This is a genomic window from Paenibacillus sp. NPDC058071 (assembly GCF_042885235.1).
Classification (GTDB): Bacteria; Bacillota; Bacilli; order Paenibacillales; family Paenibacillaceae; genus Pristimantibacillus.
Window position 1 is genome coordinate 582,603 of sequence record NZ_JBHVSK010000001.1, and the last position, 21,499, is coordinate 604,101.

Sequence of the window (21,499 nt, forward strand, 5' to 3'; positions counted from 1 at the left end):
GTTTAGCCAGAAACCTCCGCCTCATTCGCATCGGATTCAAACTTTTAAATATCGTTCGCTCTCCACTGCTCCTGCACCAAAATATAACGATTACCTTCTTTTTTCACATATCCGAAAGCCGGGAAGTCCAAATGCATGCCCGCCACTCTAATTCCCTCTTGCACCGCAAAATTAAGCAATTTGAGACGTGAAATCACAGCCTGCTCGGAATCGACATCCATAACGAACTTCAATTCTGGTTTAGTCAGCTGGATAGCAGGAACCTGAATAATATCCCCCCAGATTAAAAGCCGGTCGCCTTCCGATTCAATGAGGTAAGCCGTATGACCGGGCGTATGTCCATGGGCTTCAATTGCCGTTATCCCCGCAAGGCCAACGGTATCGGAGAATTTCTTCACTGTATCTTTGTAAGGCTCCATTGCCGATTGAACCATTTTAACGATCATTTTCCATTCATCGGACAACTGCTCTTCAGCGCTATCATTCATCCAAAACTCATATTCCTTTTCATGAACGATGACCTGTGCGTTTGGAAAAGCTTTCGTTCCGTCCGCCAAGATCAAACCATTGATATGATCCGGATGCATGTGGGTTAAAAGTACGGAGTCTACATCGCTGGCGGAATAACCGGCGGCCACCAGATTATCTAGCAAGCGCCCTCCGGCTGGCCCGAAGCTTTGCCCGAACCCCGTATCAATTAAAGTAATATGACCATTGTTGTTCACAATAAATGCATTCGTATTCATGTGTACCGGAACCTTCTGAAGATGTTCTCGTAAAATATTAACGAGTTCATCCTTTTCTAGCTCATAAAAGGTATCCAAACCAAGTTCCGTATTTCCATCCGATAATACCGTAACGATAATCTCACCTATCTTTTTATGAAAAACACTTGGGACCTGAAGTGCTGGTTTATAAGTTGTGCTCACTGTAATTCCTCCTTAAACCATTAAATGTCGTTTGCTCTCCACTGCTCTTGCACGTAAACATAGCGATTACCTTCTTTTTTCACGTATCCGAAAGCCGGGAAGTCCAAGTGCATGCCCGCCACTCTAACTCTCTCTTGCACCGCAAAATCAAGCAATTTTAGACGCGAAACTAAAGCCTGTTCAGAATCGATATCCATCGCGATCTTCAATTCAGGTCTCGACAGCTGGATAGCTGGACTCTGTATAATATCGCCCCAGATTAATAGCCGGTCGCCATCCGATTCAATAAGAAAAGCCGTATGACCGGGCGTATGTCCATGAGCCTCGATTGCCGTTATCCCAGGAAGATCAACAGAATCTGTGAATTTCACAGCTGTATCTTTATAGGGCTCCATTGCCGTTTGAACCATATTAACGATCATTTTCCAGTCATCCGGCAAATGCTCTTCCGCGCTGCCATTCATCCAAAACTCATATTCCTTTTCATGAACGATGACCTCTGCGTTTGGAAAAGCTTTCGTTCCGTCCGCCAAGATCAAACCGTTGATATGATCCGGATGCATATGGGTTAAAAGAACGGAATCGACATCGCTAGGCGAATAGCCCGCGGCTGCCAAATGATCCAGCAAGCGGCCAGCGGCCGGCCCCATGCTTTGCCCCAAACCTGTATCAATTAACGTAATATGACCATTGTTGTTCACCACAAATGCATTCGTATTCATGTGTGCAGGAACCGTCTGAAGATGCTCTCGCAAAATTTTAACGGCCTCTCCCTTGTCTAGTTCATAAAAGACATCCAAACCTAATTCCGCATTCCCATCCGATAATACCGTAACGATAATTTCACCTATCTTTTTATGGAAAACACTTGGAACCTGATGCACAGGTTTATAAGTTGTACTCACTGTAACTCCTCCTTAAACAACATCTGTTTGTTATGTTACAGGTGTAATCTTACAGCCTGCCTCAAGGCACATCAACCATCAATATGTTCAATTTGTCGCATAACGCACAAGTCCCTGTATATGTTGTTTAATTACCGTTGAGCAGCAAGCAAATAGAAGAAGCCAACAGGCGTACATAACCTGTTGGCTTCTTCTATTGCCGCTTATCAATTCGTTTCGGTAACGATCCACAATGAAAATAAGGGGGCGATATTATGGGATAATTCAACGGCTGTTTCGATTTTGCCCTTAATAAACCAGCGATAAGTTATCCCGTAAATGGACCAGCTAATGATTGTTGCCGCTTGCTCTAAACTTCTGCCGTCTTCTTGCGTGCAGGTTTTAGATAGTAGCTGAAAAACAAATTTCTCTAGTTCGGCAATCACATTCTTCTCCACTAACGGGGCAACGGAATCGTAGTTCCTTACACATTGCTTGCTTGACGATTCGTGATAGTCGCATAAGGACTGGATCAAATTTTGTACCGTTTCTTCCGTCAAAACCGCATCTTCAGGCACTCTTCTATGCACGTAATCCATAAACGCATCAGACAATAACGCATGCAGAAGACCAAATTTATCTGGAAAATGAGAATAAAAGGTGGCCCGGTTTATCGTCGCTTCTTTCGTTACATCGCTGATCGTTATGGAATTAAAATCTTTTTTGTTCAACATATACATAAAAGCATCTAATATCAGCTGACGCGTTCGGATAACACGAGGATCGTTCGGATTATGCGAAGGTATGGTCGTCATGGTCATTTACCTCTTTTTCAAAATCAAAAGTTAATCGCTCCTCCCATTATAGAGCTTCTGCTGCTTCTCCAACAAGTCGTTTCATCCATCTATTACGCTCCAAAGAACGCCGCTGCTTTATCCTTATAAGGTAAATAGTGCTCGGGCAAATCTTCATCGTAGTAAACCGCTCCGACAGGACAAGCCGCCTCGCAGGCTCCGCATTCAATGCATAGATCGGGGTCGATAAAGTATTGATCGTCTCCCTCTTCGATGCAATCGACCGGACACACGCTTACGCAATCCGCCGCCTTTTCGTTAATACAAGGTTCCGTAATAATAAATGCCATCCTTCTACCCCTCCTTTTTCTGCTGCTCATATTCAATACTGACAGTTGCGCGCAGCATCATCTGAGCTTCGCGCCTCTGTCCAATTCACGTACTTCTAGGAACATGGTATGATAGTCGTATGGAACAACTTTAATATTCTCAAACTCAACGGAGTAATAAAGATAGGATTACAAAACCACTTTACAGGAGGTGATCATAATGACTAGCCCGGATCTGGTACAACAGCTGCCAACCAGGGAATTGATACTCCATCTCCTTAAAACAAAAGGAGACATGAGCACCAAAGATTTAACCGACGAGCTTGGAATTACCATCATGGCTGTTCGGCGACATATACAAGCCCTCGAACGAGACAGTCTGATTGCTTCAAAAATGGTCAGGCAGGCCTTAGGTAGACCGACGACGGTCTACTTTCTGTCAGAACAAGCCGGCGGTTTTTTTCCAAAAAACTATCACTCGCTAACGATTGAGCTGCTGAATGAAATCGAAGAGCTCTACGGACAGGAAGCGGTCGATAAGCTTTTTGAAAGCCGCAAAAATAAAATGATTCAAAAGTACGACGAAAGCATGAAGGAAAAAGATATCGCCGAGCGCGTAGAAACGCTTGCCCATATCCAGAATGAAAACGGCTATATGGTTGAACTGGAACGGATTAGCGACGACGAATTTGTTTTGATGGAACATAATTGTCCCATCGAACATGTGGCTACGAAGTTCAAAAACGTTTGCCAATGCGAGTTAAAAATGTTTAAAGCACTGCTCGGTGACGCCGAAGTTAAGCGATTGGAATGCCTGGCGGACGGCGGACAGCGATGTACGTACTCTATAAAAAATTACAAATCGCAATCCTAGCGCTTCACTGTGCCAGGTGAGGGTTCTTGACCGCACCACGCGCGCCTCCCGGCGCGCGGTGCCATCGCGGCATGCGGTGCTCGGTCACACTTCGACAGTCAAACCTCGTGCAGCCATACATAAATCTTTCCCTTACTCACCAGCCCAGCATCAATCGCACTTCTTTCTTTCCCCTTTGAAGGTCGCCGTTCTGAAGCTCGCTCCGCAGCCGCATGTCGTTCTCGCATTCGGATTGTCAATCGTAAAGCCGCCGGTCATCCCTTGATTTTTATAACCAATCGTTATCCCTTCCAGAAAGGGCTCGCTCCGTTTGTCCCATACAACGTCAAACCGCCCGTCATGCCGTACTTCATCCTCGTCCGTCACTTCATCGTCTAGTTTAATGTTGTACGATAGGCCGCTGCATCCCCCGTCGGTAATTCCAACGCGCAGAAAGAGATTGGCAGCATCATGGGCATCATGCTCGAGAATCATCTGATGAATCTTCGTTCGAGCTTCTTGGCTGATTGCGATCATTTCAATCACTCCTTATTTCAAGTTAGGAAAATTCACCGTTTCATCCATCACAGCGTCATATTGCTGCTGTGGCCGGGCGATAATTTTGCCGTTGGGTCGATATACACTTTTGCATTATTAATAGCGGTAGGCGCTTCACCAAAGCCAACGGCGATCAATTTCACTTTCCCTGGATAAGCGGTAATATCGCCCGCTGCGAAAATGCCGGGGATGCTCGTTTCCATGCGGGTATCGACAACGATGGAGCCTTTTTGAACGTCAATCCCCCATTCCGCAATCGGTCCGAGAGAAGAAACAAAACCAAAGTTTACAATAAGAGCGTCGCAGGAAATAACCGTCGATTCTCCTGTTTTGGCCGAAGTAATGGTAATCTCTTCAATTCGCTCATCGCCATGCAACCCGGTAATTTCAGCCGGTGTGATGACGTTTACTTTGGATGCCATCAGCTTATTTACACTGTGCTCATGCGCGCGAAACTTGTCTCTCCTATGTATGAGAGTGACCTCTTTCGCAATCGGCTCAAGCATAAGCGCCCAATCAACCGCAGAATCGCCGCCGCCATTGATAATGACACGCTGATCGGCAAATTGCTTAAGATCGTTCACAAAATAATGCAGGTTAACCCCTTCATACCGTTCGGAATCCGGCAGCTCCAAACGCCGCGGCTCGAACGCCCCTACTCCCGCCGTTACAATGACCGACTTGCTATAGTGAACCGCTTTATCGGTCACAATTTCGAAATGGCGCTCGCCCTTTTTCACGACCTGTTGGACCTTTTCGTCTAAGCATATATCTACTGGGAACAGCTGCATTTGCTCCTCTAAATTTTGAATAAGCTGAGCCGCTGTCACTTTAGGAAAACCGGCTACATCATAAATATATTTTTCCGGATAAAGTGCGATCGGCTGTCCGCCAAGCTGCGGCATGCTGTCAATGATTTTCACGCTTGCTTGACGCATTCCCGCATAAAAAGCGGCAAACATCCCTGCCGGCCCTCCGCCGATTATCGTCATGTCTGTCATCTCTGTTTGTTCGTTTAGCAAAATGATTACCTCTCCTTTTAAGATATATTTTATATTATAATATATAAAAAGTATAAATACCACATCCGTTTTGGTCTCAACATAGGAAAAAGAGCCGAAGGATATTCTCCCTCGACCCTTTTTACGCAAAGCGGTTATAATGCTGCCCTTACAATTTTTCGATAATAGCCTACGGTGAGAGCCGCAAATAAGAAATAAACAAGCGTATAGACGGCCATTGCGACAGCTGCCGGAAAAGTAATATCCGACAACGTCAGCGCGGTGGCTGTCTTGATCGCGAAGATGGAATGGACAAGCCCGATTGCCAGCGGAATCGCGAACACGAATAGCTGCTTTCGGAGAATGCCGCCCATTATTTCTCTTTCGCCAAATCCGAGCTGACGCAAAATCGTATAGCTCTTTCTCTCCTGCTCCGCCTCCGTCATCTGCTTGAAATACAAGATGCTGCCTGTTGCGATTAGGAAAATAAGGCCGAGAAAGCCTGCTGTGAAAATGATCAATCCGAACTTTTGCAGCGATGCTTGGGCATACGTGTAGTAGTCAGGATTGGATGATTCAGCTTCTTCATACTTGGCATATAAACGGGATGCCGCTGCGTAATTGCTCTTCTCCGCAATTCGGTACGCGCTAATAACGACGATTTCATGCTCATAATCTGGAGTCAGCTCGCTGCGAATGCTTTGCAGCGTCGCTGCCGACACAACCAGTTGGCGTCCCTTCAAGCTGTAATTCATCGCGTAGCGATCTACGATTTTCACGACTTGGAGATGAAGAGGAGATCCCCCTTCGTTCCACTCGGCCGCTAACGGCAGTGCAGTCATGTCCATTTCCTTCTCCAGCGCATTTTTCTGCCCTTTATACCAAATGGCTTCGCCTTGCTGCGGCACGGCAACCTCGGCGCCGCTCTTCTGCAGCTGTTCCGCTGGAAGCAGCAATAGGCTGCCGCGTCTCTCCTCTTTTCCTTTGCCGAAGCCGGCTTTCAACCATACCGCTTCAAACGGCTCTTGCTGAAAAGCAATTCCCGCCTGCTTCAGATCGGAGCGGAAAGCTGCCGCCTCTTGCTCGTTATTTTCAAAAATAAAATCATACGGCAGCATCGCCCGCGACTCGCTCTCCGTCGAATAATAAAGCGAATAGGCAACGGCAACCATCGTCAGCGTCATGGCGGACAGGATGGTAATGAGTGTTAGCGAATTGGCGCTCGCCTTAAAACGGTGCATGATCGGAGCCAGCGACAAGCTGTTTTTTAATCCGAGCTGGCCGTTTTTGCGCCGTCTATACAGATAGAACAGCCAGCCAATCGTAACGCGGAACAGCAAATAGGTACCCAATATGGTTGAGAAGAGAATGATCATAATTTGCGTAAGCAGCCCGTCGCCGAACAGGTTGCCGGAAAACCAGTATCCGTTCGCAATCAATGCCATGCCTAGCAGCCCCGTCACCGCGGACAGTACCTGGTTCGGACGTTTCGAATGATCCGTTTCGCGTTCCGCTCTGAACAGATCGAGCAGCGTCGTGCGGAATACTTTGAACACCATTTGAATGATCGTAAGACCAATGAGCGCAGCAAATACATAGGCAGTCTGGATGGCAGCCTCTGTGGAGAAGCTGAGCGAAAAGACGCCTTGAATACCGATCAGCTTCATCAGAATAAGCAAGAACAGCCGCGACATCAGCGCGCCGACGCCAATTCCTAACAGCAGCGCTCCCAGTCCAAGCATAATTGTCTCGGTAAGTAGCAGCAGCACCACTTTGTTCCGCGTCAAGCCGATGAGCTGATACAGGCCGATTTCTCTGCTTCTCCGTTTCAGAAAAATGCTGTTTGCATAGAGCATGAAGATCGCGGCAATCGCTAGGAGCAAAATGCCCGACGCTTTGAACAGCGATGCGAATTGAACGTCCCCGAAAGTCGCCGTCAGAATGGTCGTATCGTTCTGCAGCGCAGCAAATATGAAGTAAAGGGTTGCGCTCATCATAAGCGCGAAAAAGTATAGGTAGTATTGCTTTATATTTTTTCGCATACTGCGAATGACCAGCTCAAATAACGTCAACGTGGTCACCTCCGAGCACGGCCTGCACATTCATAATCTCTTTGAAAAAAGCTTGCCGCGTTTTGCTGCCGCGGTACAGCTCGGAATACAGCATGCCGTCCTTTAAAAAGACGACGCGGCTGCAGTAGCTCGAGGCGACCGGATCGTGCGTCACCATCATAATTGTAATACGATGCTGTTGGTTCAATTCCTCCATCTTGCCAAGCATCGCGGAAGCCGCCTTCGAATCAAGCGCGCCTGTCGGTTCGTCCGCAAATACGATAGCAGGCTTATGAATCAACGCCCGCGCTGCGGATGTTCGCTGCCGCTGGCCGCCGGAAATCTCACTCGGATTCTTATGAGCAATTTCCAAAATGCCGAGATGCGAAGCAATCTCCTGAAAAGCGGCCTCTGCCTCCGACCTGTTCGACTTGCCAAGCGAAACAGGCAGCATCACGTTTTCTTTCACCGTCAGCGTGTCCAGCAAATTATAATCCTGAAAAATGAAGCCGAGCCTGTCCCGCCGGAATTTCGCTAATTCAGCGTTCTTCATGGCCGAAATATCCGCATTTTCGACTACGATTTTTCCTTCCGTCGCTTTATCGATCGTCGCCAGCACGTTAATTAATGTAGATTTCCCAGACCCGGAAGGTCCCATAATCCCGACGAATTCGCCTTCCATGACGCGCAGGTCGATGCCCTTCAGCACCTGTTGAACATTTCCTCTATATCCGTACGATTTACGGACTTGCTGCGCATGCAGCACAGTTTGTTGCCAGTCATTTGTATTCATGTGTAATAGCCTCCCGCTCTAATCTATCTTCATTTTAGAGAATCCGATCATGCCCGTCGCTCGCAACAGATGACAAGCGGGAGATCTAAAGTGACATTATTGTCATGATGGCAATCGTCTTGCTTGAATATCTTCGAACGCATTGCGGGCGGTGAAGATCATGTCCATTTCCGTTCCTTTATGCAGCTCGGACCGTACCGCTAAGTGAATTCCGATCTTGCTTGCCACCGTCTGCGCCAAATACAGTCCGAGTCCGGTAGCGGCATTTTGCAGCCTGCCGTTGTCGCCGGTAAATCCTTTATCGAAAATGCGCGGCAAGTCATGATCGGCCATACCCGGACCTTCATCTCTCATCGTGATGCGCACATGGCCGTCCGGCGAGACATCTGTCGTCAATACAATCTCAGACCCCTCCGGGCTGTATTTGACCGCATTTGTCAGCAATTGCCGAACGATGAATCGGCACCACTTGCGATCCGTTAAGACGTACGCTTCTTCGCCTTCGAATTCGACAGCTATATTTTTTTCCATACACCAAGAGGCTATCTCTCGCACTTCCATAGCGACCAGTTGTTGAATGCCCGCTTTCTCGAGCACAAAATCCGCCTCCAGCGTCGGCAGTCTGGAAATATAAAGCTGCTGGTCGATCAACAGATGAATTCGCAGCCAGTCCGATTCGATCGTACGGATAACCGGGTCGCTTCTATTTGCATCAATCGTTAGTTTCATCGCCGTCAGCGGCGCCTTTACTTCATGCACCCAGGCAGCCACATAGTCCTGCTCCACCATTTGCGCATTGCGGCTGTCCGCAAGCTTTTGCCGATGCAATTCTCCAGCCGCCAGCAGCAGCTGGTCGGTTGCCGCGTCGTGATGAAAGCGGGAAGTCGGCAGCGCGTCCATCCAATCTTCCGAAATGTCGTCTGCCAATTGAGCGAGAGACCGCGCATAGCTCGTTTCGACTCGAAATCGCCAGCCAAGAAAGACGATCATCGATACCAGAAGCAGCACGTTCAAATAAAGCAGCGACTCCGTTTGGACTGCAATGCCGTTATCAAGCCAAATTAACAAATCTACGAAAAGCAAAGAAAACAGGAAAAATAGTATCCAGCTGATTCTGTCAGCCAAAAAACGGAGCAGCAAGTCATTTCCTCCTTATAGCGTAACGGCCATGTAGCCGAGTCCTTTCTTCGTTACGATTGCCTCCTCCAAATGGAGGGCCGTCAGCTTTTGGCGCAGACGCGTAATGTTCGCAGTCAACGTATTGTCATTAACGAAGCGCTCGTCATCCCACAGCTTGCGAATCAAGTCATTCCGCGATATTACTGTATCCTTAGCCTGAACGAGTACTACGAGTATAAAAAATTCATTTTTCGTCAGCATCACTTCCTGCCCGTCCTTGCGAATCAAACCGCGTTTCATATCGAGGATCGAGCCGTTCCATTCGATCAGCTCGGCCGAATCGTCTCCGTATGCATAAGTCCTGCGAAGGATCGCCTGAATCCGGGCCATTAACACATCGATATGAAACGGCTTCTGAATGTAATCGTCGGCCCCCATATTCATCGCCATGACCATATCCAAAGGATGATCGCGCGAGGATAGGAACAGAATCGGCACTTTCGATACGGCCCGAATTTCGCGGCACCAGTGAAAACCGTCATACTTCGGAAGCTGGATATCGATAATAACCAACTGAGGCTGAGCGGCAATAAACGGGCCCATCACATCGTCAAACAGATCCGGTCCCGAGACATGAAACGACCACTGCTCCAATCGTTCCTTCAAGGAGCGAAAGATGGCGGTGTCGTCTTCAATAATAAAAATGTTCATTTCCATAAAGGTCAAGCTCCTTCCCCAACTGCCATTTTGCAACGGTCTATTCCTTATATTATCGGTGATTTGTATGACAAAATAAAACAAGGAAACCACTTGCGTGGCTTCCTCGTCTCTGGCGGCTCTATTCATTAGGCAGCAGCATCGAGTACAAGAGCGCCGCCAGCTCCTGTTTGTTAAGTGCCCGCTGCGAGCCGTATTCGATCTTGCCGTTCGATTCGGTTACTTCCGGCCCATGAAGCTTCCAGCTTACAGCGGAGCTGACCGCCTCGACAGCCCATTCCGACGTGCCCGGCGCAAGCGCTGCTGTGGCATTCGGCAACTTAATCTCATTTCCTGCCAGCAAGCGGAATGCGATAGCAGCTGCTTCTTCTCGGAGGATCGGCCGGTCCGGCTCGAACAATTCTTCTCCTATTCCCATTAGCAATCCAGACTCGAAAGCGGCTTGAATATCTCCCCGGTACAGCGAACCGTCAATGTCTTTGAACGATGGCGGATTTACAGACGCTTGAATGCCCCATAGTGCGTTAAAGGCATGTACAAAGGCACCGCGGGTGACAGCTTGCTCAGGCTGGAACGGCTTTGCCGGATCGTCCGGCAGCAAACCGAGTGTCTTCAGCGCGAAAATGTAGGAGGCATAAGGATGATCGGCAGTTACATCCGGGAAGCTCGCCTCCGTCTCTTGTAATTTGACTGCGTAGCTAAACAAATTCAAGTATTTTAAATCGGTGATACGGCCACTAGCATCTTGTTTGAAAGCAAGTGGATTCCCTTGCTCGTCAACGAACAACAGCTCGCCCACCTGCTTCAACTGATTGCGGCTGGTCACATCGCTCACGGTCAAGAGGCCATCGCCAGAAGCTTCAATTCTGGTCAGAAACTTGATCCTCAGATCGGAGTACAGCCCTTCGAACTTGGCGAGCTGCTCTTTCGATTGCGGCTTAAAGCCTTTCTGTTCATAGGTCACCTGATGGCCCGGATAATAATGATCCATGAAGGCGGCAAACAGATCGTTGCGCAAATCCGAGTTGGCATTGTACGAGACGAAGACGCCGGTTTGGCGATCCGGCAGCAGCCACAAGAGCGAGCTGAAGCCAATAATGTCGCCGCCTTTGGAGATCACGTTCTCGCCATTTGTTTTAGCTGGAACGACCGGCGATTCAAAGCCGTAAGTCATATCCGGGAATGCCGGGTGGATCGCCACTTCATAGGTAGACATCGCCTTCACCGATTCTGGCGAAAGAATGATTTTGCCGTCAGCCGTGCGACCATTGTTCAGGAAAACGTTCATAAACAGAGCCATATCGGAAGCTGTCGATACCATGCTGCCCTCCGGCCATACGCGCGGCGACAAATCGTATTGCGGTATAGTTTCGTTCGCCGGGTCGTAGGAGGTCGCCATCCGTTTAGCCAGTTCCTCCGTCAGCGTAAAGCTGCTGGATGTCATGCCAAGAGGCTCGAAAATATGCTTCTGCACATAGCTTCCGAAGGGCTCCCCGCTTGCTTGCTGGATGATATAGCCAAGCAGCTTCGTTGCGAAGTTATCATACATATAAGATGTTCCAGGTTCGCGTATAACTTTAGGGAACGCATCGAAAATGCTATCTTTCAACGTGCCTGGCTTAATCGAAGGATCGAATACATAGCTGGCGTCCGAAGGCTGAACCGACTCGAAGCCTGTCGTATGTGTAAGCAGTTGTTCGATCGTAACGGGCTTATCGAAAGGATTCGTTATTTTATAGCCGTCCAAATATTGTTCCACATTGTCTTGAAGCGAAATCTTCCCTTGTTCGACAAGCTGCATAGCGGCGGCCGCCGTAAATACTTTGGAGACGGAGGCGACCCGGAAGGCGGTGCGGCTTGCGTCTACAGGCGTTTTCGAGGTTTGATCGACGACGCCATAGCCTTTGGAGGCAAGCACTTTTCCGTCTCGGACGACAGATATCGATACGGCTCCGGCTTTTTGCTTAACGGCATCCTGCGCAAAGAAAGCGTCAAGAAACGCCGCAACCTCCTTTGCCTCTCGAGGTCCACTGACAATAGCTTTCGCGGAGTTGCTGCTTGATATCGTCGCGGACGTGTTCACGGAAGTAAGCGAATCGGATGCTGGCTGAAGCTGCGCGTACGCATTGATCGGTTCACCGGCAAGGCTTAACGCCAAGAGTGCGGCCATAAGGCCATATGTGCGGCGGCTGTTTTTCTTATTTTTGTTCATTATTAATCCTCTCCCTTGAAGTTGAATCTGTGAATGAGTCAGATGTCGTTCGTACAGGCTCATTGTACGTTATTGTTCAGGGAGAGTCGTTTGATTGGGATGACAAACCATGCGTGCAACGTTACATTCTTGTCACTTTGAGCAGCCATAGCTGCTGTGATTACAATCGTTGCTGAAAATAAAAAAACGACTCCGAAAGCCATCTGCTTATCTATCTGCAGCCGGCTTTCGGAGTCGTTTTTTAGAAGCGTCATGAACGCCCTGCCAACATCCCGTTCAATTGTTCGATTAGTTGATGTTTCAAATCCGGCTTCAGCTTCCCGACATTGAAAATCTCCGAATACCATAATCCGTCAACGGCCATTCTAAACATTGCCGATGCAATCGGGTCCAGCTTATCCTCTTCCATCTTGAGATGCAGCTCTTTTAATACATGGTCCAACTGAACGATAAATTCCGGATTGGAGAATAAGGAAGCCGTATAAGCGACGATCAGGCCATTCGATACTTTATCGTTAATAGCCGACTCTAAGTATGCGCGATGCCACTTGCCTGCCGCTTGCGGCGACTCTTCCGCTCTGCGATGAACATCCTCCAAGAAGAGACTCGTGCATTCGTCGATCATCCCTTTAATCAGCGCTTCTTTGTTCGGAAAATGGTGCAGCAATCCTCCTTTGCTCATTCCGGCTTGCTTGGCCACCGCTTCCAGCGTTACTTTGTCCATGCCCTGCTGTTCGATGATCGATGCCGTTGCTGCCAATACCTCTTTCATCTTTGAATTGCTTCTCATCCCCGCTTCCTCCTTCCGGTTTTTATCCTTTCGACGAAGAAGCCTCCGTTTGCGAACCGCTTGATACATTCAAACAAACGACTCCTCCTATAATAAGCAATAGACCCACACCTGTAGCGAAGCCAAACGGCTCGTTCCATATCGCAATGCCGACAATAGCCGTTAAAGCCGTGCCCACTCCCGACCAAATCGCATAAGCCAAGCTTAACGCAAGATAGCGCAAACTTAATGTCATTAAATAGAAAGCCATTCCCATGCCGATAACGAGTCCCACTACTGGAAGCCAGTTTGTAAAGCCGTCGCTCAGCTTTAACATCGTCGTTCCGAAAACTTCAAATACGATGGCAAACGCTAATAACAAAAACCCTTTTTTCATACCAGTGCCCCTCCCTTAACCAGCTGCAAGCTTCATAACCGCTACTCCAGCAATGATCATGATAAGTCCTAATACTTTAATGGCACTCACTTTTTCTTTATATACAAAAATGCCGATTAAGGCGGTCAGCGCAGTGCCGACGCCTGACCATATCGCGTAAGCTGTCCCTAACGGGATGCTGCGGAGCGCAAACGAAAGACTGAGAAAGGCAATGCTCAAGCCGACAATCATGCCAATTGTCGGAAACAGTCGTTTAAATCCATTGGATAATTTCATCATCGAGCTTCCAAAAACTTCGGCAACAATCGCTGCGGCAAGAATCAAGTAAGCATTCAAAACAACCGTTCCCTCCTATTCACTTTTCTTCATTTTTTATCTCTAACTTGAGCTAATAATTAACTATACCGTCCAGACGGTTTTTTGTCAATTACAGTCACAATGATCTCCGAATAACGAAACAAGAGGCAGCCTTGGCCGCCTCTTGTTTCGCTAAAATATACAATTCCATTCAAGCATTAAAGCGTACTCGAAGCTTGGATAAGCAGTCGGGACAGCAATTCATAATCAGGCGTATGGTTTTCACGAATTTTGATCCATTTCCTCTCCGGCGGACCCTCGAATTGATCTTTCGGCGCCTCTATATCGTTTGCATTCATAATCATAAAAGCGATAGCATCTTTGGACGGACTAATGACAGCGGCGTAATGACCGTTTTTCAAGAAATGAGGCTTTTTATATTGAATGCGTTCCGCTACATCCGGAATCGCTTCATGCACCAGGCTGCGAAGCCGGTTGCATACTTCAACTTGCCAAGGCTGATTCAGGTTATCGATAAAAGTCGTTACCTCTTGATTTGCACTCACTTCGAACACTCTCCCTCATTAATTCAAGATAGGTCCATTAGGACGTTATTGATCATACCGCGGCTTCTTCACCGCACCAGCCTAGATTGCATATAATGCGTTAGAGCAATTCTCCATGCAGAAAGGGGAACCGTGATGGACCCAAACCAAACTGACTTCGAACTCGCCGATATTCAAATTGCCAGACTCGCTTTTATCGGGGCGTCTATCGCTACGCTGGGAGACGGTATAGCTGCAGTGGCTGCCGGTCTTGCCTTAGAATCGCTGGAAATCCAGAAAATCCAAAGTGATCAAAGATCATATTTCCAAAGCAATCCGTCTCAACAATTAGAATCTACGCAAAAGCAGCTTGATTACTTTATACAGGAACTAATTAAGCTTCGAACACATATCCGTTAACAGCTAAATACCGGGTTTCAAAGCGCCTCCCCACCCAAAAACCGTTTCTTTGCTTATTAATTCTGCCCGAATCGTATTAAGTCCGGCTTTCCAAACGACTGGTACCATATGATGATTCGGTAGTATTCGTCCATCATTTTGCGGCGGGTCCCACATCCAGACGCCGTGGTATACCTCCTCTCCGTTGATCCACAGCCGCAGCTCGTCGCTGTACCCGAAGGAAATAATAGAGTATGTTTCCTCCGGCAACGTCAGAAAGCTTTTTATTTGCACCGCCTTATCCTTCTCCGATGAATAAAGCTGGTTTATATTTAAAGTGCCGTTCTCCTCGGTTACCGCCTCCATCCACTTCCATTCCTCTGGCTGCGAATTAGAGTGATAAGGTTCAGATACACGCCACTCATTTATGTATCCTTTTTTGCTAACAGTCTCAATCGGCTGTGAATCGCTCGAAATTTCCTCAATGGTTAGATCGCGAACGTACCCCGGCAAATAACCCCAAACGCCAATTTTTCCATAAACCTCCCCATGCTGCAGCTTGGAAATCGTCAGCCGGGGAGTCTCGGTATCCTCGCCGATATACACTTTGGCGGATTGTTGGCCTACATCAATCGTAAGCTTAACCCACTCGCCAACTTGATAAGGCGTATAAGCTAAGTAGCGGGGGCCGTTATAGATTTGCCAAGTGGTCGACCCGTTCATGACCGGATCATATTGAATTTCTCCGTTGTCGCTGCTGTCTCCAGGCGATAAATAAATTAATTCGTAATTGGAATCATCGCGCGCTCCGAAAATCAACCCGATAAACCCTACCGGTTCCGGTATCGCCACATAAGCTTGCAGACGAAAAGCTTGCAAGTGAAACGGCTCGTTAATAAAGGCGGCCGTACCAGCCTTTACAAACTTTAACGCTTTAACGCCTCGCCATTCGCCAATGCTTGCATTCGAATCTTTAAGGTCAAGAACAGGTGCATCCTCTACTAGACTCCAAAATCGCTTCAATGGCTTCACTGCCTCGCTCACTCATTCCCCTCCGCTTCACTCAATTACCATTTATTGTATAGAACATTTGTTCTCCAGTCAACAGAAATTATATTTGCAGCTTCATAGAAGTTTGCGGTAGGAATCTGGCTTTATAAACGACCACTGCCGTTTCTCCAGAATCCCTCAGCCCCTCTCTGTTTTCTCCTTTTCATTCAAGCACTGATTTTTATGTTTGATCCGGAAAATACAAATAAGGGGAAGCAAACCTGCCTCCCCTTTTTCTATGAATTGTGCTTATTACTGCAAATCGAAGGCAGCGAGTACATCATCGATCTTCATACTGTCTGCAGTAGGTCCGTTTAGCATCCAATGTCTGGCTGACATCTTATACGCATGTCCTTGCTTAACTGCAGGAATGGACTTCCATACATTCAGATCTTCCACTTCATTCATTTCTTTTAAAGCAGCTTCCGCCTCATCTTCAGAATCAAACGAGCCGCCTACCGTGACAAATAAATAATCGGCAGTCAATTCAGGCAGTTTTTCAAGCGATGCTTCTATTCCCCAAGCGCCTTCTTCCTCTTTATTCCGCAACTCTGCAAGCATCGGTTCAAGCGTCAATCCTAAATCTTCGTAAGCAATGCTTGTATAGGAGAATGCCGGGAAAAATAGTTGAACATCCGACTTCGATGGACGAATATAAGCCAATGTTCGATCTGCCCCTATTTTTGCAACAATAGCCTCTTTAGCCTTGCGCAATTTTTCCTCGTAGTCATGAATGATAGACTGAGCTTTCTCTTCACGGTTAATTGCCTTACTGATAGCAGCCATGGACGTCTTCCAATCGCTGCGATCATAGACGATCGTTGGGGCAATTTTGCTTAACTTCTCATACGATTCTGTATCCGTGGCCAAAAGATTGGCAATGATCAAATCAGGTTTAGATTCGAGAATGGACTCATAATTTATACTGCCTGGCGTGTAGACAGATGGAATGTTTTTTTCTTGCAAAGTATCGTACAAGTATTGCCCCTTCATAGATTGGGCATGAACGATCGGAGCATCAAGCGCCAGCATAATATCTTCGAGCCCGTTCACCGCTATGCGCTGCGGGTTGCTAGGAATCTTGCTCTCTCCCATCATATGCTTCACCAGTGTAGTCTGTTGTTTCTCCTGTGTGACAGTTGCTGCTGGAGAGCCAGCCGTAGCGGATGGTTCGTTGGGACCTGCGGGAGCTCCGCAGCCACTGAATAACAAAGTCATGCAAAGCAGCATCACTGCACCTACTGACAGTTTAAAATCTTTGTACATCATTAAATCTCCCTCTTCTTTATAATGAGAATCATTTTCATTATAGAGACGGCCTTTGCGAGGGACAATAGCTTCTTCTGAACAATTAAATGGACTTTTCTGAACCCGTTTCTCTGCTGCCATTGTTCTAAAACGCAGCGGCGGCAAGCCCGTTTGTTTTTTAAACACACGGCTGAAATAGTAAACATCCAAATAGCCGATGCTCGACGCAATCTCTTGCAGTGGCGCCTTCGTCTCTGACAAAAGCCTGCAGGCGTGTCCGATACGAACGTTGATCAAATATTCATTCGGAGTTGTTCCTAGCTGCTTCTTGAACAACCGTGACAAATAGCTGGAGCTGCACCCAAGCAGCTCGGCCAGTCCCTCAACCGTAATGGCCTCCGAATAGCTGGTCTCTATGTAGCGTGTAGCTTGGGACACAAGATCAGCACGCGTCTCCCCAAGCTCCTGACTAGCCATCTGACTAAGCAATTCATGTACAAATTGATAAAGAACACCTTTGGCATGCAGCTTGTCCAACAGCGTAAGCTTGTGCCAGCTTTGTTCCATCATCTCGAATTTGGAATGAAGGGCAAGCGGAGCACGAGGCGTGAATCCATATTGAATGCGAAAAGGACTGTTGCGTTTCAACAGTCGATGCAAGTAGCGGTTGCCAGGAAAAGCTAACAGAGCCTTGTACATAATGAGATCATATTCGAGGCAATCCCCTGATGAGATAATATCCAGACTCATGCCCTTTGCGCCATGAAGCAAATGAAAGCCATCGACAGAATAACCAATCCCGTCCAGCGTTACCCGTCCGCGTCCGCGCGTCACCCACAGGAAAGCGTTGGAGGGAAGTATATAACCGCGAAGCTCGTCTTCTTGCGTCATCGACTGACGTCTAATGTCCAGCAGCTTGACAGTGGCTTCGTTCCACAGCAATAAATGTTCATTCCAATTCAAACCAATCACTTCCTGATATTAAAAAATGTTGCCAATCCATTGAATCTATATCTCATTATAATTGAAAATCATTCTCACTACCAGTGCGCTCCTCAATTATTATCCGACTAAAGCAAATATCCGAGACCATTTGATCTCGGATTTTATTATTTCGTGACCTGCTTTTCAATCAAACAAATTGCTGCAATACCTTGTTAAGCTTATCACGCTCATCGTAGAAGGAACCGTGACCGCTGTAATAAAACGGAACAAGCTGCGAGTTATTAATTTTTCGATGCATGTCTTCCGCCTGCGAGAACGGAATCACTTTATCGTGTGTGCCATGAACGATGAGCGTTGGAACTTTAACATGAGGCAGATCGGATTCAAGATTGAATTCGCTTAGCATTTGAATAATTGCGGCTGTCGACCATCCGGCCGCTTGCAGCCCCAACTGGAGAAACCATTCCGAAAAAGGCTGCGAAATGTACTGGAAAAAGAACATATCGGTGACTTCCCGTAACATTTTAGGCCGATCGTTTAATGACTCCTCCAAAAATTTGGCCGCTCCCTCTTTCGTAAATCCCGTCGGCACGGCGGCGTCGATCAGGATAAGGCGGGATAAGCCATAACCGTCATGGCGAGTCGCGTATTTGACTGCAATTGAGCCGCCGGTAGAATGACCCGCAAGCGCGAAATTTTTTAATTGCAGTGTATCGACGACTACACGAATATCATCCGACAGACGCTCTAAGTTGTAACCATGGTAGGGCTTATCAGAATCTCCAAAACCTCTCCAGTCAATGCCGATGCACCGATAGCCCATCGCGGGCAGCACATTAAATTGATATTCGAACTGTTTATGGCTTAACGGCCAACCGTGTAGAAACACGATCGTTTTGCTGCCTCCGGGATTGAGATCCTCGACAAACAGCTTTACGCCAGGCTCTACGTTCACATAGTATCCCACTGCGTATCCTCCGATCAATAATGTCGCATTCATAACAGAATACTCATCAATTTCACAGAGGGTGAATGCCTATTTGCCGAAAAGAGGACTATTCTGTCCGCTTAGATTGACATGCCGCCTGAAACCTCAATTCGCTGCGCATTTACCCATCGGTTTTCTTCGGAAAGCAATGATGCTTCGTTCCTAACTTGAATCAGCTCTCTATAGAGCAAAAAACCGCCAATTGGCGGTTTTTTTGATTGGATTCAACTATTCAATCTACTAACTATCCGTGACTGCTCCCTTGGAAGCCGAGGCGACTAAGCGAGCGTATTTGACAAGCGCGCCGGACGATACTTTGAGCGGCGGCTCTACCCACGCTTTTGCTCTTGCAGCCAGCTCTTCCTCGGATATCTCCATTGTAATTTGCTGCGTCTCGCTGTCGATCGTCACGGTATCTCCGGTTTGCAGCAGCGCGATTGGCCCGCCTACTTGCGCTTCCGGCGACACGTGGCCGACTACAAAACCGTGCGATCCGCCCGAGAATCTGCCGTCCGTCATCAGCGCCACCTCTCCCCCAAGCCCTTTGCCGACAATGAGCGCCGTAACGGACAGCATTTCCGGCATGCCGGGTCCGCCCTTCGGACCGCAGTAGCGGATCACCAATACGTCCCCTTTATGAATTTCGTCTCTCAAAATAGCTTCCGTAGCAGCCTCTTCATTGTCGTATACTTTCGCCGGTCCGGAAAACCGCAGCTTCTTCATCCCCGACATTTTCGCAACGGCTCCTTCAGGAGCAAGATTGCCCTTCAAAACGACTAACGGTCCATTCGCCTTCAACGGCTGATCCAAAGGCCGGATAATCGTCTGTTCATCCGCAAGAGAATCCGAATCCGCTAAGTTTTCTGCCAATGTTTTGCCGGTGACGGTCAAGCAATCTCCGTGCAGCAGACCTTCCGCAAGCAGCATCTTCATGACGCCCGGAACGCCGCCAATATCGTTCAAATCCTGCATGACAAACTTGCCGCTTGGCTTCAAATCCGCCAGATGAGGCACACGAAGACGGATACGTTCGAAATCGTCCAGTGTTAAATCAACGCCTGCCGAATGGGCAATGGCGAGAAGATGAAGAAAGGCATTCGTCGATCCGCCTAAAGCCATTACGACCGTAATCGCATTCTCGAACGCTTTTTTGGTCATAATGTCTCTTGGATAGATGCCCTTCTCCAGCAGCGCCACGACTTGTTTTCCGGCAGCTGCGCATTCGGCCGCTTTCGCCGGTGAAATCGCTGGCGTCGAGGAAGAACCAGGCAAGGTCATCCCCATCGCTTCGGCGGCTGCCGCCATTGTATTAGCCGTGTACATACCGCCGCATGCGCCCGGTCCCGGACAGACGCTGCATTCTACCTTGTGCAGCTCCGCATCTGTCATTTTGCCATCATGGTACTTGCCTACCGCTTCAAAGGCCGTGACGATATCGACGTCTTTGCCGTCGAGTTTGCCGGGCTGGATCGTGCCGCCATATACATAGACCGAAGGAATATTTAAGCGACCGATAGCCATTAGGCAAGCAGGCGTATTTTTATCGCAGCCTCCTATCGCCACCAGACCGTCGAAGCGTTCCGCGCCTGATACGATTTCAATCGAATCCGCAATCACTTCGCGGCTCGGCAAGGAGAACAGCATGCCTTCATGCCCCATCGAAATGCCGTCCGACACCGTAATCGTATTGAAAATAAGCGGAGCCCCGCCATTCTCACGCGCTCCCTTTTTCGCATGGACAGCAAGATCGTTGATGTGCATATTGCAAGGAGTTACTTCACTCCATGTGCTGGCAACGCCAATCATCGGCTTCTTAAAATCTTCATCCTGAAAGCCAACGGCCCGCAGCATCGCCCGGTTGGGCATTCGGTTAACGTCTTCGCTTAAAGCTTTACTGCGGATTCGCAAATCTTTGCGTTCACTCATCTTCGTTTCCTCCTTTTTGATTAAAGCAGCTCGTGCAGTTCCTGCATCGGACGGATAAAGTTAAGCTTCATAAGCTCATAGGCTCGCTTGCCGTCCTTCTGCTCAAATGCGGCAATGATGGCGGCGTGCTCATCGACGGATGCTTGGGTAGCATCAACCGGCTGTTTCAAAAACACATATTTAAAGCGGCGAATATGAATTTGCAGCGAAGCGCTGAAATTCGCGACATACGGATTATCAGACAGCTCTACGATAAAATTGTGAAACTGTTCGTCGACCTCCATCGCCTGGAAAGCCTGTCCGTTGCGGATCGCATTCGCAAATTCTGAATTAATCGCCCGCAGCTGCTCGATTTCTTCCGGCACAATAACTGCGGCAGCCACTTCCGCAGCCAGAGCTTGCAGCGCCGCCATCGTCGAATACATTTTAAAAATATCTTCCTTCTCGATGACTGTTACTTTCGTTTCCTTGCCTGGATGCATCGAGACAAGCCCCTGCACCTCCAACAATTGAAAAGCTTCGCGAATAGGTGTACGGCTTACGCCCAGCGATTCGGCCAATTCGGCGTCGATCAGTTTTTCCCCCGGCTGCAGTGTGCCGTCAATTATCCAACGCTGCAACTGGGACAACGCTCGTTCCTTTGCCGACATGCGAATCGGTGAGACATAATTTTTAGGTACAGGCATGAACATCAA

General features: G+C 48.0%; 22 protein-coding genes. 2 read left to right on the top strand and 20 right to left on the bottom strand.

Features of this window, described 5'->3' with window-relative positions; all coding sequences use genetic code 11:
* Positions 1–44 precede the first annotated feature (44 nt).
* The 4 genes from ACFVTB_RS02640 to ACFVTB_RS02655 form a co-directional block, all read right to left on the bottom strand.
* Positions 45–929 carry an MBL fold metallo-hydrolase gene (locus ACFVTB_RS02640; RefSeq protein ID WP_387744700.1) on the bottom strand — a complete coding sequence of 295 codons (885 nt, stop codon included), beginning with the start codon at positions 927–929 and terminating at the stop codon, positions 45–47.
* A gap of 20 nt (positions 930–949) precedes the next feature.
* Positions 950–1,834, bottom strand: coding sequence for an MBL fold metallo-hydrolase (locus ACFVTB_RS02645; RefSeq protein WP_387744703.1), 885 nt, complete (start codon positions 1,832–1,834; stop codon positions 950–952).
* 206 nt (positions 1,835–2,040) lie between these two features.
* Positions 2,041–2,628, bottom strand: a complete 588-nt coding sequence (locus tag ACFVTB_RS02650) for a TetR/AcrR family transcriptional regulator (RefSeq protein WP_387744705.1) — start codon at positions 2,626–2,628, stop codon at positions 2,041–2,043.
* Positions 2,629–2,720: 92 nt separating this feature from the next.
* Positions 2,721–2,957, bottom strand: coding sequence for a ferredoxin family protein (locus tag ACFVTB_RS02655; protein WP_387744708.1), 237 nt, complete (start codon positions 2,955–2,957; stop codon positions 2,721–2,723).
* A gap of 199 nt (positions 2,958–3,156) precedes the next feature.
* Between ACFVTB_RS02655 and ACFVTB_RS02660 the strand changes: the two genes are divergently transcribed.
* Entirely contained in the window at positions 3,157–3,810 is a 654-nt protein-coding gene (locus ACFVTB_RS02660) for a helix-turn-helix transcriptional regulator (RefSeq protein WP_387744710.1), read from the top strand.
* Positions 3,811–3,960: 150 nt separating this feature from the next.
* On the opposite strand, the gene ACFVTB_RS02665 is transcribed toward ACFVTB_RS02660, so the two are convergent.
* The 11 genes from ACFVTB_RS02665 to ACFVTB_RS02715 all read right to left on the bottom strand — a co-directional run bounded on the left by ACFVTB_RS02665 (position 3,961) and on the right by ACFVTB_RS02715 (position 14,269).
* The gene (locus tag ACFVTB_RS02665) at positions 3,961–4,326 is read right to left on the bottom strand and encodes a HesB/IscA family protein (RefSeq protein WP_387744713.1); all 366 of its coding nucleotides are present in this window, start codon (positions 4,324–4,326) and stop codon (positions 3,961–3,963) included.
* A gap of 47 nt (positions 4,327–4,373) precedes the next feature.
* Positions 4,374–5,348, bottom strand: coding sequence for an NAD(P)/FAD-dependent oxidoreductase (locus tag ACFVTB_RS02670; protein ID WP_387744922.1), 975 nt, complete (start codon positions 5,346–5,348; stop codon positions 4,374–4,376).
* Positions 5,349–5,503: 155 nt separating this feature from the next.
* Positions 5,504–7,429, bottom strand: coding sequence for an ABC transporter permease (locus ACFVTB_RS02675; protein ID WP_387744715.1), 1,926 nt, complete (start codon positions 7,427–7,429; stop codon positions 5,504–5,506).
* The gene (locus tag ACFVTB_RS02680; protein WP_387744718.1) at positions 7,407–8,192 is read right to left on the bottom strand and encodes an ABC transporter ATP-binding protein; all 786 of its coding nucleotides are present in this window, start codon (positions 8,190–8,192) and stop codon (positions 7,407–7,409) included. The genes ACFVTB_RS02675 and ACFVTB_RS02680 overlap by 23 nt, the downstream gene beginning before the upstream one ends.
* A 102-nt stretch (positions 8,193–8,294) precedes the next feature.
* On the bottom strand, positions 8,295–9,332 hold the full coding sequence (locus ACFVTB_RS02685; RefSeq protein ID WP_387744721.1) for a sensor histidine kinase: 1,038 nt from the start codon (positions 9,330–9,332) through the stop codon (positions 8,295–8,297).
* Positions 9,333–9,344: 12 nt separating this feature from the next.
* Positions 9,345–10,028, bottom strand: coding sequence for a response regulator (locus tag ACFVTB_RS02690; protein ID WP_387744724.1), 684 nt, complete (start codon positions 10,026–10,028; stop codon positions 9,345–9,347).
* A gap of 121 nt (positions 10,029–10,149) precedes the next feature.
* The gene (locus tag ACFVTB_RS02695; protein WP_387744727.1) at positions 10,150–12,240 is read right to left on the bottom strand and encodes a serine hydrolase domain-containing protein; all 2,091 of its coding nucleotides are present in this window, start codon (positions 12,238–12,240) and stop codon (positions 10,150–10,152) included.
* 250 nt (positions 12,241–12,490) lie between these two features.
* Entirely contained in the window at positions 12,491–13,030 is a 540-nt protein-coding gene (locus ACFVTB_RS02700) for a TetR/AcrR family transcriptional regulator (RefSeq protein WP_387744730.1), read from the bottom strand.
* A gap of 22 nt (positions 13,031–13,052) precedes the next feature.
* The gene (locus ACFVTB_RS02705; protein WP_387744733.1) at positions 13,053–13,406 is read right to left on the bottom strand and encodes a DMT family transporter; all 354 of its coding nucleotides are present in this window, start codon (positions 13,404–13,406) and stop codon (positions 13,053–13,055) included.
* 15 nt (positions 13,407–13,421) lie between these two features.
* Positions 13,422–13,742: a DMT family transporter gene (locus ACFVTB_RS02710; RefSeq protein WP_387744736.1), complete on the bottom strand. Its 321-nt coding sequence runs from the start codon at positions 13,740–13,742 to the stop codon at positions 13,422–13,424.
* A gap of 179 nt (positions 13,743–13,921) precedes the next feature.
* Entirely contained in the window at positions 13,922–14,269 is a 348-nt protein-coding gene (locus tag ACFVTB_RS02715; RefSeq protein ID WP_387744739.1) for a DUF1801 domain-containing protein, read from the bottom strand.
* A 135-nt stretch (positions 14,270–14,404) separates the two neighbouring features.
* On the opposite strand from ACFVTB_RS02715, the gene ACFVTB_RS02720 reads away from it, so the two are divergent.
* The gene (locus ACFVTB_RS02720; RefSeq protein ID WP_387744741.1) at positions 14,405–14,668 is read left to right on the top strand and encodes a translation initiation factor 2; all 264 of its coding nucleotides are present in this window, start codon (positions 14,405–14,407) and stop codon (positions 14,666–14,668) included.
* Positions 14,669–14,671: 3 nt separating this feature from the next.
* Here the strand turns inward: ACFVTB_RS02720 and ACFVTB_RS02725 are convergent, their stop codons facing one another.
* From ACFVTB_RS02725 to ACFVTB_RS02745, 5 genes are all read right to left on the bottom strand, one after another.
* The gene (locus tag ACFVTB_RS02725) at positions 14,672–15,691 is read right to left on the bottom strand and encodes a hypothetical protein (RefSeq protein ID WP_387744744.1); all 1,020 of its coding nucleotides are present in this window, start codon (positions 15,689–15,691) and stop codon (positions 14,672–14,674) included.
* A gap of 258 nt (positions 15,692–15,949) precedes the next feature.
* Entirely contained in the window at positions 15,950–17,908 is a 1,959-nt protein-coding gene (locus tag ACFVTB_RS02730) for an AraC family transcriptional regulator (protein ID WP_387744747.1), read from the bottom strand.
* Positions 17,909–18,077: 169 nt separating this feature from the next.
* Complete coding sequence (locus ACFVTB_RS02735; RefSeq protein WP_387744925.1) at positions 18,078–18,857, bottom strand: alpha/beta fold hydrolase; 780 nt, start codon at positions 18,855–18,857, stop codon at positions 18,078–18,080.
* A 261-nt stretch (positions 18,858–19,118) separates the two neighbouring features.
* Positions 19,119–20,804 carry a dihydroxy-acid dehydratase gene (gene ilvD, locus ACFVTB_RS02740; protein WP_387744750.1) on the bottom strand — a complete coding sequence of 562 codons (1,686 nt, stop codon included), beginning with the start codon at positions 20,802–20,804 and terminating at the stop codon, positions 19,119–19,121.
* Positions 20,805–20,824: 20 nt separating this feature from the next.
* Positions 20,825–21,490, bottom strand: a complete 666-nt coding sequence (locus ACFVTB_RS02745) for a GntR family transcriptional regulator (RefSeq protein ID WP_387744753.1) — start codon at positions 21,488–21,490, stop codon at positions 20,825–20,827.
* Positions 21,491–21,499: the final 9 nt, after the last annotated feature.